This window comes from Ancylobacter sp. FA202 (assembly GCF_000380205.1).
In the GTDB taxonomy this organism is placed as follows: domain Bacteria; phylum Pseudomonadota; class Alphaproteobacteria; order Rhizobiales; family Xanthobacteraceae; genus Ancylobacter.
The window spans coordinates 4,745,981-4,758,322 of record NZ_KB904818.1 but is presented as its reverse complement, the minus strand read 5'-3'; the positions used below and the strand labels follow the sequence as shown (position 1 = coordinate 4,758,322).

Below are 12,342 nucleotides of genomic sequence, written 5' to 3'. Positions count from 1 at the left end.
GGTGGACGCCGGGAGCGGCGGGCGGGCGGCCAAGGCGGCGCAATGTGCCGCCGTTGCGGTAGGCCAGCCAGGTCGCAGAGCGCGGTCAAAGCGTCTGGGCGTATTGCTCATAGGCGTCGTGCACGATGGCGATATGGTCGCGCATGGCTGTGGCGGCGCCGTCGCGATCGCCGCGCAGGATGGCGGTGGTCACCCGGTCATGTTCGGCATGCGAGAGCGCCAGCCGCCCCAGCGCGCGGAACTGGGCTCGGCGGAAAGGCGAGAGCCGGCGGCGCGTGCCCAGCGTCAGCTCGATCAGATAGTCATTATGGCTGCCGGCATAGATCGAGGTGTGGAACTGTTCATTGGCCTCGCGATAGGCCGCAAAGTCGCCCAGTCGCATGAGTTCGCCCATGCCGAAATGCAGACGCTCCAGCTGCTGCCGCTCCGGCGGCGTCATATTGAGCGCACTAATTCCGGCGCAGAGCGCTTCCAGCTCGGCCATCACCTCGAACATGTTCTGCAGCCGCGCGACGCTCGGGCGCGCCACCACGGCGCCGCGATGCGGGCGGGCATCCACCAGGCCCGAGGCGGCCAGCTCGCGCAGCGCTTCGCGCACGGGGGTGCGCGACACGCCGAAGCGGGAGGCGAGGGCGGTCTCGTCCAGTGCCGTGCCGGGCGGCAGCGCACCGCGGGTAATCTCGTCGGCCAATTGCATGCGCAACTCCTCGGCCCGCGTCACGCGCAAGGGGCGAGCGCCATTGGTGCGGGCGCCGGTGGTTGGCCGATCAAGGGGCAGGCGGACGGGCAGCACCGACATGAGCAAACACACGACAGACAGAAGCGCCCGAACGCCGGGCGACCACTGGCATCTTTAGCCGTCGCACCGGGCTTCACCAAGAGCTCAGAGGGGATCGTCGATCACGCTGACATGCGCGGCGGCGACCTTCCAGCCCTGCGGGGTCCGCATCCATGTCTGCATCTGCCGGCCGATGCGACCCGCCGCACGCCGAAACAAGGTGGAGGCTACCGCCATGTCGCGGCCATAGGTGGTGATGACCGTGCCTTCCAGCGTGCGCTCCAGCCCGGCGGGTGAGCGGGCGGCGCGAAAGGCACGGATGGCCTCGATGCCATAGAGATTCTCACCGCCGCCATAGCGGATCGTGCGGGCATCGTCCCAGAACAGCGCGTCGAGCGCGGCGACATCATTGCCGACCAGCGCCCGCTCATAACGCTCGAAGGCGGCGCGGACCTCGGCCACCACTTCGGGAAGATCGATGTCCATGCGCGGCCCCTCATCTCGCTGGCGAAGGCCTGAGCACACAGGCGCGCGGTGGCGGCGTCAATCCTCCAGCCGCAGAATCTCGCACATCTCACCGGCTTCGGCCGCCGGGGCATGCGGGCGGCGGACGAGAAGAATGTCGGCGCGGGCGAGGTTGCGCAGCATGGAACTGTCCTGTACCGGCAGCGCCCGCACCAGCGGCACGCCGTCGGTATGGCCGACGATTTCCGCCCGCTGGAAATCCATGCGCTGCTCGTTCGCCTTCACATCGGCCGCGAGGCGGGCGGGCACGAGTTCGGGATGGGCCGGCACCGCAAGCCCCTGCAGCGCCTTGATGAGCGGCACCAGGAACAGCAGCGCGCAGACATGGGCCGAAACGGGGTTGCCGGGAAGCCCGAGCACCTGCGTCTGCGTCGCGGCGGCGCGGCCGAACATCAGCGGCTTGCCGGGACGGAGCGCGATCTTGTGGACCGCCAGCGCGACGCCCTGCGCGGTGAGAGCGGGGGCGATCAGGTCATGGTCGCCGACCGAGGCACCGCCCGTCGTCACCAGCACGTCGAAGCCGCCATCGAGGGCGGCGCGCACGCCCGCCTGGGTCGCCTCCATCGTGTCGGGCAGAATGCCGAGATCCGTCACCTCGGCCCCGGTGGCGAGGGCCAGCGCAGCGACCGAATAGAGATTGGAGACGATGACCTGATGCGGGTTTGCCCCCGCGCCCGGGCGCACCAGCTCGTCGCCGGTGGAGAGCAGGGCGACGCGCGGCCGGCGCGCCACGCTTACCGTGTCGACATCGCCAGCCGCGACCAATGCGAGGTCGCGCGCCCGCAGGCGGTGGCCTTGCGGCAGCAGCGTCTCGCCGGCGGCGAAGTCGCCACCCGCGCGGCGGATGTGCCGGCCTTGTGTCGCCGCCTCGGTGAGGGTGATGGCGTTGCCCTCGCGGCGGGTGTCTTCCTGGATGATGATGGCGTCGGCACCCTCGGGCAGCACCGCGCCGGTGAAGATGCGGACCGTGGTGCCGGGCTCGACGCGGCCGACAAAGGGGCGACCGGCGGCGGATTCGCCAATGAGTTCAAGGGTGGTAGGCACGCTCGACACGTCCAGTGCCCGCACGGCGTAGCCGTCCATGGCGGAAACGTCGGCACCCGGCGTGGTGCGGCGGGCGAGCACCGGGGCGGCGAGAACCCGGCCGGCAGCCTCAGCCAGCCCGACTGGTTCGGCACCGAGCGGCGCGGCGGTGGAGAGGAGGAGGGCCAGCGCCTCCTCAACCGGCATCAGCGCCATGGTTCTCTCCTCAATCCGCCTGCCAATGCCCTGATCGGCCGCCATTTTTTTCGAGCAGCCGGACGTTGCCGATCCGCATGCCGCGATCGACCGCTTTCGCCATGTCGTAAATGGTGAGGCAGGCGACGGTGACGGCTGTCAGGGCTTCCATCTCGACCCCGGTCTGGCCGCTGGTGCGGACAGTGGCGTGGACGATGAGGCCAGTGAGAGCAGGGTGGGGCGTGATGTCGACCGCGACTTTGGACAGCAGCAGCGCATGGCAGAGCGGGATCAGATCATGGGTGCGCTTGGCCGCCATGATGCCGGCGAGCCGGGCGGTGCCGATCACATCGCCCTTCTTGGCGTTGCCGGAAAGGATGAGATCGAGCGTCTCCGGCCGCATCGTCACCTCGCCTGCGGCGACCGCCACGCGGTCGGTCACGGCCTTGTCGGCGACATCCACCATGTTGGCCGCGCCGGCGGCGTCAAGATGGGTCAGGCGGGGTTCGTCGCTCATCGCTCAGCCGGCCGCGCGGGCGGGGACGGAAGGGGCGAGCAGGGCGCGCGTCGCCGCCGCCACGTCGGGCTGGCGCATCAGGCTTTCGCCGACAAGAATGCAGTTGATGCTCACCTGCGCCAGCCGGGCGATATCATCCGGCGTGAAGATGCCGCTTTCGCCGACGATCACCCGGTCCGACGGAATGCGTGGGGCGAGCCGCTCGGAGGTTTCCAGCGTCACCTCGAAATTGCGCAGGTTGCGATTGTTGATGCCGACCAGCCGCGCCGGCAGCTTCAACGCGCGGTCGAGCTCGGCATCGTCATGCACCTCGACCAACGCGTCCATGCCGAGGCCATGGGCGGTCTGGACAAGGTCGAGCGCCAGCGCATCGTCGACGCAGGCCATGATGACGAGGATGCAGTCCGCGCCCCAGCTGCGCGCCTCGAAAACCTGGTAGGTGTCGTAAAGGAAATCCTTGCGCAGCGCGGGCAGGGCGCAGGCGGCGCGGGCGGCAACGAGGAATTCCGGCGCGCCGTGGAAGGAGGGGCTGTCGGTGAGCACCGAGAGGCACGCCGCGCCGCCTTCTTCATACGCCCGGGCCAGCGAAGGCGGGTCGAAATCGGCGCGGATCAGTCCCTTGGAGGGGCTGGCTTTCTTGATCTCGGCGATCAGCGCCGTGTGGCCTGCCGCGATCTTCGCCTCAATGGCCCGCAGGAAGCCGCGTGCCGCCGGCTGCGCCTCGGCCTCGGCCCGCACGCCAGCCAAAGGGCGCTCGCGCTTGGCGGTGGCGATCTCCTCGCGCTTATAGGCGCCGATCTTTTCCAGAATGTCGGCCATGCCGCGCTCCTATTCTGCCGCCGCAACAGCGGAGGCGGCGACCAGCCGGTCGAGTGCCGCCGCCGCATGGCCACCCGCCAGGCTGGCGCGGGCCAGCTCCAGCCCGGCGCCGAGCTCGTCCACCTTGCCAGCCACTACAAGCGCGGCGGCGGCGTTGAGCAAAGCGACATCGGCATAGGCGCTCGGCTCGCCATTGAGCACGGCGCGCAGCGCCAGCGCATTGGCGGCGCCGTCGCCGCCCTTCAGCGCTTCCGGCGTGGCGCGGGTGAGGCCGAACGTCTCCGGCGCGATCTCGAAGCTGCGAATGGCGCCGTCCTTCAATTCGGCGACATGGGTCGGGCCTGTCGTGGTGATCTCGTCGAGGCCGTCGGAGCCGTGGACCACCCAGGCGCGGGTCGAGCCGAGCGTGCGCAGCACCTCGGCGATGGGCTCGACCCAGCCGCGGGCAAACACGCCGACCATCTGTCGGGTCACGCCGGCCGGGTTCGACAGCGGGCCGATCAGGTTAAAGATGGTGCGCGTGCCCATTTCAACCCGGGTCGGGCCGACATGCTTCATCGCCGGGTGATGGGCGGGAGCGAACATGAAGCCGATGCCGGCCTCGCTGATGCAACGGGAGATGGCGGCTGGCGACAGGTCGATGGTGACGCCCAGCGCCATCAGTACGTCGGCGGCGCCTGATTTGGAGGAGAGCGCGCGATTGCCGTGCTTGGCCACCGGCACGCCCGCGCCGGCGACGATGAAGGCGGCGCAGGTGGAGATGTTGTAGGAGCCGGAGGCATCGCCCCCGGTGCCGACCACGTCCACCGCGTCGGCCGGCGCGTCCACCCGCAGCATCTTGGCGCGCATGGTGGAGACGGCGCCGGCGATCTCGTCGATCGCCTCGCCGCGCACCCGAAGCGCCATGAGGATGGCGCCAATCTGCGAGGGGGTCGCCTCGCCCGACATCATCACGTCGAAGGCGGCGGCAGCTTCCGCCCGCGTCAGCGTGGTGCCGGTCGCCAGCTTGCCGATGATGGGCTTGAGGTTGTCCATATGGCCCTGCGTCCCCGCCTGTTGTGCCGCGCTCACGCCGCCCGGGTCCGGCCGGGGCCGGCATTCCAGGCGCGCGCGAGATCGAGGAAGTTCTTGAGGATGGTCCGGCCGTGCTCGGAGGCGATGCTCTCCGGGTGGAACTGCACCCCGTGCACGGGCAGATGCTTGTGGGAGAGGCCCATGATGAGCCCATCCTCGGTCTGGGCGGTCACGGTCAGCGCGTCGGGCAGCGTGTCGCGCTTCACCACCAGCGAGTGGTAGCGGGTGGCGCGCAGCGTGCCGTTGATGCCGTGGAACACGCCCTCATTGCTGTGGCTGATGTCGGAGAGCTTGCCGTGGATCGGCTGCGGCGCGCGCACCACATCGCCGCCGAACACCTGGCCGATCGCCTGGTGGCCAAGGCACACGCCGAAGACAGGCACGCCCTCCTTCGCCGCGCGCTCGATCAGGGCGCAGGAAATGCCGGCTTCGTTGGGGGTCGCCGGCCCGGGCGAGATGACGATCGCCTCGGGCTTCAGCGCCATGGCCTCGTCGACGGTGAGGGTGTCGTTGCGGCGCACATCCACCTCGGCGCCGAGGCCACCGATATAGTGGACCAGGTTCCAGGTGAAGCTGTCGTAATTGTCGATGAGCAGGATCATCGTGCGTCCATCCGCCGGCGTGATGCGGCTGTGAAAAGGTCTAGGTTGTGTTCCGGCGCGGGGTCAAGCCGCACCGTCCGGCGATCGTCTCTATCGCCAGCCCCGCCATCGCGCGTGACCCCGCTCCCCGCTCATCGCCTCACTGCCCCCGGCCGGCCCGGGCGGCGAAGCGCACGGCTTCCTCGCCGGCGCGGAACAGCGCCTTGGCCTTGTTGACGCATTCCTGCAATTCGCTCTCGGGCACGGAATCATAGACGATGCCGGCGCCCGCCTGCACATACATCCGCCCGTCCTTCACCACGGCGGTGCGCAGCACGATGCAGGTGTCCATCTCGCCATCGGCGCCGAAATAGCCGATGGCGCCGGCATAGATGCCGCGCTTGTCGCGCTCCAGCTCGTCGATGATCTCCATCGCCCGTACCTTCGGCGCCCCGGAGACAGTGCCGGCCGGGAAGCCGGCGGCGAGGGCGTCGAGCGCATCCCGGCGCGGGTCGAGCGTGCCCTCGACATTGGAGACGATGTGCATGACCTGGCTGTAGCGCTCGACGAAGAAGCTGTCGGTGACATGCACCGAGCCGATGGTGGCGACGCGGCCGACATCGTTGCGCCCGAGGTCCAGCAGCATCAGGTGCTCAGCGCGCTCCTTCGGGTCGGCGAGGAGTTCCTCCTCCAGCGCCTTGTCCTCATGTGGGGTGGCGCCGCGCCGGCGGGTGCCGGCGATCGGGCGGATGGTGACGGTGTCGGCGCGCAGGCGCACCAGGATCTCCGGGCTGGAGCAGACCAGCGAGAACCCGCCGAAGTTGAAATAGACCAGGAACGGCGCCGGGTTGATGCGGCGCAGCGCCCGGTAGAGCGAGAAGGGCGGCAGGTTGAACGGTGCCTCGAAACGCTGCGAGAGCACCACCTGGAAGATGTCGCCGGCGCGGATGTACTCCTTGGCCCGCTCGACCATGTCGAGATAGGCCGCGGGCTCGGTGTTGGACTGCGGCTCCACCGCCTGGTGGAAGGCGTCCTCGGATGGCAGGTTGGGCAGCGCGCTGTCGAGCGCCGCCACCACCTTCTCCAGCCGCAGGCGCGCCGCTTCATAGGCGGCTGCCGCCGGCACGCCGGCATCGGGACGCACAGGGGTGACGACGGTGATCTCGTCGCGCACAGCGTCGAACACCACCATGACCGTGGGCCGGATGAAGATCGCGTCGGGCACACCGAACACGTCCGGCTTGGGCGCCGGCAGGCGCTCCATCTGCCGCACCATGTCGTAGCCGAGATAGCCGAACACGCCCGCCGCCATGGGCGGGGCGCCTTCCGGCAGATGGATGCGCGATTCCTCGACCAGCGCCCGCAGCGCCAGCAATGGCGGCTGCGCGCAGGGCTCGAAGGCCTCGGCGTCGGTGGCGGCGCGCCGGTTGATCTCGGCGCGGTCGCCATGGCAGCGCCAGATCACGTCCGGGTCGATACCGATCATCGAGTAGCGCCCGCGCGTGGCGCCGCCCTCGACCGATTCGAGCAGGAAGCTGTTGGGCCGCTCGCCGGCGATCTTCAGGAAGGCCGAGACCGGGGTTTCGAGGTCGGCGATCAGCGTGGTGGTGACGACCTGCGCTTCGCCGCGCTGATAAAGGGCGGCGAAGGCGTCCGCTTCGGGAGTAAGGCTCATGACCCGTGTTCCGCCTCAGTTCACCGCGTCGGTGCCGACGATCTGGTCGAGCGCGGCGCGGTTGATGCGGGCGCCGAGGCGCGTCTGCAGCTCGACGAGATATTCGGTCATCAGGTCGTTCTGCAGGCTCTGGCGCAGATCGGAGACCAGCTTCTCGTCTGTGGCGGCGGTGGAGCTGGGCACGCTGGTGCGCAGCACCTGGAACAGCAGCCGGCTCTCGCCCGCTTCCGCCATCGAGCTGCCGACGCCGCCCTCGGGCGTTTCGAACACGGCGGCCATGATGTCCTGCGGCACGCCATCGGCGGTACGGCCGCGGCGCAGGCCGTTGGCGGCGCGCAGTTCGAGCCCCGCCTCGGTCACGGCCTGGTCGAAGGGTGTGCCGGCGGCGATCTTCGCTTTGATCTCCTCGACCCGCGCGTCGAGCGCCTGGGCGACCTGGTCCTGCTTCCAGCGATCGAGAACCTGCGCGCGCGCCTCCTCGAAGGAACGGTCGCGCGGCGGGGTGATCTCGTCGACCTGGTACCAGACATAGCCGCCATTCTGCGGCAGCTGGACAGGATCGTTCTCGCTGCCGACATCGGCGGCGAAGGCGCCGCGCAGCACGTCCGACCGGGCCGGGAAGGAGGCGATCGCCGTTCCGTCCGGTGCCTGGCCCTGGATGCTGGTGTCGAAGCTCTGCAGCTTCACGCCGACCTTGCCGGCGATCTCGGCCAGCTGGGCGCCGCCGGCGCGCTCGTCCTCGATCGTGTCGTAGGTGGTCAGCATCGCCCGGCGGGCGGCGTTGACCTGCAGCGCGGCGCGAATCGCCGGCGCCACCTCCGCCAGCGGCTGGACGGCGCCCGGGGTGATGGCGCCGATATGCACGATGACGGGGCCGAAGCGGCCAGCGATCACGCCGCTGGTGCCTTCGGCCGGGAGGGAGAAGGCGGCATCGGCGACCTGGCGGTCGATGATGTCGGCGCGGGAGACGTCGCCGAGGTCGACATCTTTGGCGCTCAGCTTGCGCTCTGTGACGATGTCGGCGAAGGGCGTGCCGGCCTTGATCCGCGCGGCGGCGGCATCGGCTTCTTCCTGCGAGGGGAAGACCAGCTGCTGGACGACGCGCTTTTCCGGCGTGCCATAGGTGGAGAGGTTGGCGTTATAGGCGGCCTCGACCTCGGCGTCGGACACGGTTTCGCTCGATGCCAGCGCTTCCGGCGTCAGCACCAGCACGCCGATCTTGCGGAATTCCGGCGCCCGGAAGGCGACCTTGCGCGCGTCGAAGAACGTCTTCAGCTCCTCCTCGGAAGGATCGGCCGGGGCGGCGAGGGAGGCGGGGGACAGCATCGCGTAATTGACAGAGCGCTCTTCGCCCTCGTAGCGGGCCAGGGCATCCTTGAGCACCTGCGGCACCTCGACGCCGCCGCCGAGCGACTGGATCAACTGCTGGCGCAAGGCGAGCCCGCGTTCCGCCGCGACGAAACGGGCCTCGGTGAAGCCGTTGGAGCGCAGCAGCTGGTTGAAATAGGCCGGATCGAAGCTGCCGCTCGGGCCGTGGAAGGCCGGGTTGGCCTGCACCCGCTTGGCGATCTCTTCATCGGAAAGCGCGAGGCCGAGCGACTTCGCCTGGTCGTTCAGCGCCGCCTCGGCGAGCTGCTCGTTCAAAAGCTGGTCGGGAATGCCGAAGGCGCGCGCCTGGTCGGGCGTGATGCCGCGCTTGAGCTGCTGGCTGATCTGCTGGAGCCGCTCCTGATAGGCCTGGCGGAATTCCGGCACGGTGATCTCGCTGTCGCCGATGGTCGCCAGCGTCTGGCCGCCGAAGCCGCGAAACACATCGGCGATGCCCCAGACCGCGAAGCTGAGGATGAGGAGACCCATCAGGATCTTGGCGACAATTCCGGTAGAGCTCTTGCGCAGCGACTCAAGCATTTCATTCTCGTCTGGCGTCGGGCGGGCAACGGCCCGGGGCGCGAAAGGCGCGCATAATAGGGAGGCGTCCCCGCCGCCGCAACGGCACTGATACGACCTTCCCGCAACGAAAGCCGCTGCGCCGGCACAGACGGTCTGTTATGAGGCGATGGCGCGGAGCTTTTACAGTGCAGGAGCTTGGAACGGTATGAAGATGCGTCGTCCGCTGGTTGCCGGCAATTGGAAGATGAACGGCCTGACGGCCTCGCTCGCCGAATTCGGTCGCATTGTCGACGGGTATGACGCGGCGCTGAAGGCCAAGGCCGATCTGCTGGTGTGCCCGCCGGCGACGCTGCTGGGCGCCTTCGCCGCCGCCCGTGGCGATGTCGGCGTCGGCGGGCAGGATTGCCACGCCAAGCCCTTTGGCGCCCATACCGGCGACATCGCTGCCGAGATGCTGGCCGACGCCGGCGCCAGCGCCGTCATCGTCGGCCATTCGGAGCGCCGGCAGGACCATCGCGAAAGCAATGGCGAGGTGCGCGCCAAGGCCGAGGCGGCTCGCCGCGCCGGGCTCGTCGCCATCGTCTGCGTCGGCGAGACGCGAGCCGAGCGCGAGGCGGGGCAGGCGCTGGATGTGGTGCGCGGCCAGCTGGAGGGATCGATTCCCGACGGCGCGACGGCGGCCGATCTTGTGGTCGCCTATGAGCCGGTCTGGGCGATCGGCACCGGCCTGACCCCGACCAATGAAGACATCGCCGAGATGCACTCCGCGCTGCGCACGGCGCTCAAGGCGCGTTTCGGCGAGGAGGGCGAAGGGTTCCTGCTGCTTTATGGCGGCTCGGTGAAGCCGGACAATGCCACCGAAATTCTCGCCGTGGCCGATGTGGACGGCGCGCTGGTCGGTGGGGCGAGCCTCAAGGCCGAGTCTTTTCTCGCCATTGCGCGTGCCTATCTCTAGGCGCAGTGCGTCGTTCCGGGGCGCGGCGAGGGGTGTTCGTCCTCCGGCTTAGGTGCGGTGGCTGGAAACCCCGGCCGCAATCGTGTAGGAACGCGCCCAAAGATGGCGGCGCGTCGAGTCCGGGACAGGGCTCGTGCGCCGCTGCATGAGCATTTTGAAGGCGTCAGATGCAAACCGTACTCATCGTCATTCATCTTATGGTCGTGCTGGCCCTGATCGGCGTGGTGCTGATTCAACGTTCCGAAGGGGGCGGCCTCGGCATTGGTGGCGGCGGCGGGGGAGGCGGCGGTGGCGGCTTCTTCAGCGCGCGCGGCACGGCCAATGTGCTGACCCGCGCCACGGCGATTCTCGCCGGCATGTTCTTCGTTACCAGCCTGTCCCTCACCATTCTCGCCGGCTGGGGCCGTGGCCCGACCACCATCTTCAACGCGCCGACGGCGGTGCCGGGCGTGCCGTCGGCTCCCGCGCCGGGCAGCTCGGTGCTCGACCAGCTCAATGCCGCCCAGCCCGCGCCGCCGGCCGCTCCCGCCGTGCCGCAGGCTCCGCAGTCGCAGTGACATCGGCGCCGCGCCGGACCCTCCCGGCGCGGCTTTCGGTTTAGCCAGAGGCGAGTGCCCGTTCGGCAAGGCGGGCTCTCGTCGAATCGCGTTTTTGCCGGTAGAAATCAAATCCCATGGCGCGCTACATTTTCATCACCGGCGGCGTCGTGTCCTCGCTTGGCAAGGGCCTCGCCTCCGCCGCACTCGGTGCATTGCTGCAGGCCCGTGGGTACAAGACGCGGCTGCGCAAGCTCGACCCCTATCTGAACGTCGATCCGGGGACGATGAGTCCGTATCAGCACGGCGAGGTCTTCGTCACCGATGACGGCGCCGAGACCGATCTCGACCTCGGGCATTACGAGCGGTTCACCGGCCGTCCCGCGACCAAGCAGGACAACATCACCACCGGTCGCATCTACCAGGACATTCTCACCAAGGAGCGGCGCGGCGACTATCTCGGCGCCACCATCCAGGTGATCCCGCACGTCACCAACGCCATCAAGGATTTCGTGCTCTCCGGCAATGAGGGCTACGACTTCGTGCTGGTGGAAATCGGCGGAACGGTCGGCGACATCGAGGCGATGCCGTTCCTGGAGGCGATCCGCCAGATCGGCAATGATCTGCCGCGCAAGCACTGCATCTATATCCATCTCACATTGCTGCCCTTCATCCCGTCCGCCGGCGAGCTCAAGACCAAGCCGACCCAGCATTCGGTGAAGGAACTGCGCTCGATCGGCATCGCGCCTGATATCCTGCTCTGCCGCACCGACCGCGAGATTCCGCGCGAGGAGCGTCGCAAGCTCGGCCTGTTCTGCAATGTGCGCGAGAGCGCGGTGATCGAGGCCCGCGACGCCGACAGCATCTATGCCGTGCCCTCCGCCTATCACGAGGCCGGGCTCGACACGGAAGTGCTGGCCGCCTTCGGCATCGAGCCGGCGCCCGAGCCCGATCTGACGCGCTGGAAGCGGGTCGAGACCGGCATCCGCAATCCGGAAGGCTCCGTCACCATTGCCATCGTCGGCAAGTACACGGGCATGAAGGACGCCTACAAGTCGCTGATCGAGGCGCTGACCCATGGCGGGCTCGCCAATAATATGCGGGTCAATCTCGACTGGATCGAGAGCGAGATCTTCGAGCGCGAGGACCCCTCGCCGTTCCTGGAACATGTGCACGGCATTCTCGTGCCGGGCGGCTTCGGCCAGCGTGGCGCCGAGGGCAAGATCCGCGCGGCGCAGTTCGCCCGCGAACGGCGCGTGCCCTATCTCGGCATCTGCTTCGGCATGCAGATGGCGGTGATCGAGGCGAGCCGCAATCTGGCCGGTGTCGGCAAGGCCAATTCCACCGAATTCGGCCCCACGGACGAGCCGGTGGTCGGCCTGCTCACCGAATGGCTGCGCGGCAATGAGCTGGAGCGGCGCGGCCTCAGCGGCGATCTCGGCGGCACGATGCGGCTCGGCGCCTACCCCGCCGCGCTGGCCGAGGGCAGCCGAGTGGCCGAGATCTATGGCGGCACGATGATTTCCGAGCGCCACCGCCACCGCTACGAGGTCAACATGGCCTATCGCGAGCGGTTGGAGGCCTGCGGCATGCTGTTCTCCGGCCTCTCGCCGGACGGGCTGCTGCCGGAGATCATAGAATATCCCGACCATCCCTGGTTCGTCGGCGTGCAGTTCCATCCGGAACTGAAGTCGCGCCCGTTTGAACCGCACCCGCTCTTCGCCTCCTTCATCGGCGCCGCGGCGGTGCAGAGCCGGCTGTTCTGACAGGGTCA

12 protein-coding genes are annotated in these 12,342 nt (G+C 68.8%); 3 read left to right on the top strand and 9 right to left on the bottom strand.

Annotated elements, in window-relative coordinates; translation table 11 throughout:
- Positions 1–85 precede the first annotated feature (85 nt).
- From A3M1_RS0122175 to A3M1_RS0122135, 9 genes are all read right to left on the bottom strand, one after another.
- Positions 86–799, bottom strand: a complete 714-nt coding sequence (locus A3M1_RS0122175) for a GntR family transcriptional regulator (protein ID WP_018391180.1) — start codon at positions 797–799, stop codon at positions 86–88.
- Between the two features lie 84 nt (positions 800–883).
- The gene (hpxZ, locus tag A3M1_RS0122170; RefSeq protein WP_018391179.1) at positions 884–1,264 is read right to left on the bottom strand and encodes an oxalurate catabolism protein HpxZ; all 381 of its coding nucleotides are present in this window, start codon (positions 1,262–1,264) and stop codon (positions 884–886) included.
- A 57-nt stretch (positions 1,265–1,321) separates the two neighbouring features.
- Positions 1,322–2,542, bottom strand: coding sequence for a gephyrin-like molybdotransferase Glp (gene glp / locus A3M1_RS0122165; protein ID WP_018391178.1), 1,221 nt, complete (start codon positions 2,540–2,542; stop codon positions 1,322–1,324).
- Between the two features lie 10 nt (positions 2,543–2,552).
- Complete coding sequence (moaC, locus tag A3M1_RS0122160; protein ID WP_018391177.1) at positions 2,553–3,038, bottom strand: cyclic pyranopterin monophosphate synthase MoaC; 486 nt, start codon at positions 3,036–3,038, stop codon at positions 2,553–2,555.
- Between the two features lie 3 nt (positions 3,039–3,041).
- Positions 3,042–3,857, bottom strand: a complete 816-nt coding sequence (trpC, locus tag A3M1_RS0122155; protein WP_018391176.1) for an indole-3-glycerol phosphate synthase TrpC — start codon at positions 3,855–3,857, stop codon at positions 3,042–3,044.
- A 9-nt stretch (positions 3,858–3,866) separates the two neighbouring features.
- Positions 3,867–4,892: an anthranilate phosphoribosyltransferase gene (trpD, locus tag A3M1_RS0122150; protein WP_018391175.1), complete on the bottom strand. Its 1,026-nt coding sequence runs from the start codon at positions 4,890–4,892 to the stop codon at positions 3,867–3,869.
- A gap of 32 nt (positions 4,893–4,924) precedes the next feature.
- A complete protein-coding gene (locus tag A3M1_RS0122145) occupies positions 4,925–5,533 on the bottom strand; it encodes an aminodeoxychorismate/anthranilate synthase component II (RefSeq protein WP_018391174.1) in 609 nt (202 codons plus the stop codon).
- A 139-nt stretch (positions 5,534–5,672) separates the two neighbouring features.
- Complete coding sequence (gene trpE / locus A3M1_RS0122140) at positions 5,673–7,187, bottom strand: anthranilate synthase component I (protein ID WP_018391173.1); 1,515 nt, start codon at positions 7,185–7,187, stop codon at positions 5,673–5,675.
- A 15-nt stretch (positions 7,188–7,202) separates the two neighbouring features.
- Entirely contained in the window at positions 7,203–9,095 is a 1,893-nt protein-coding gene (locus tag A3M1_RS0122135; protein ID WP_018391172.1) for a SurA N-terminal domain-containing protein, read from the bottom strand.
- Between the two features lie 187 nt (positions 9,096–9,282).
- On the opposite strand from A3M1_RS0122135, the gene tpiA reads away from it, so the two are divergent.
- The 3 genes from tpiA to A3M1_RS0122120 all read left to right on the top strand — a co-directional run bounded on the left by tpiA (position 9,283) and on the right by A3M1_RS0122120 (position 12,334).
- Positions 9,283–10,032, top strand: a complete 750-nt coding sequence (gene tpiA / locus A3M1_RS0122130) for a triose-phosphate isomerase (protein WP_018391171.1) — start codon at positions 9,283–9,285, stop codon at positions 10,030–10,032.
- A gap of 167 nt (positions 10,033–10,199) precedes the next feature.
- Complete coding sequence (secG, locus tag A3M1_RS0122125) at positions 10,200–10,589, top strand: preprotein translocase subunit SecG (protein ID WP_018391170.1); 390 nt, start codon at positions 10,200–10,202, stop codon at positions 10,587–10,589.
- 116 nt (positions 10,590–10,705) lie between these two features.
- Positions 10,706–12,334: a CTP synthase gene (locus A3M1_RS0122120; protein ID WP_018391169.1), complete on the top strand. Its 1,629-nt coding sequence runs from the start codon at positions 10,706–10,708 to the stop codon at positions 12,332–12,334.
- Positions 12,335–12,342: the final 8 nt, after the last annotated feature.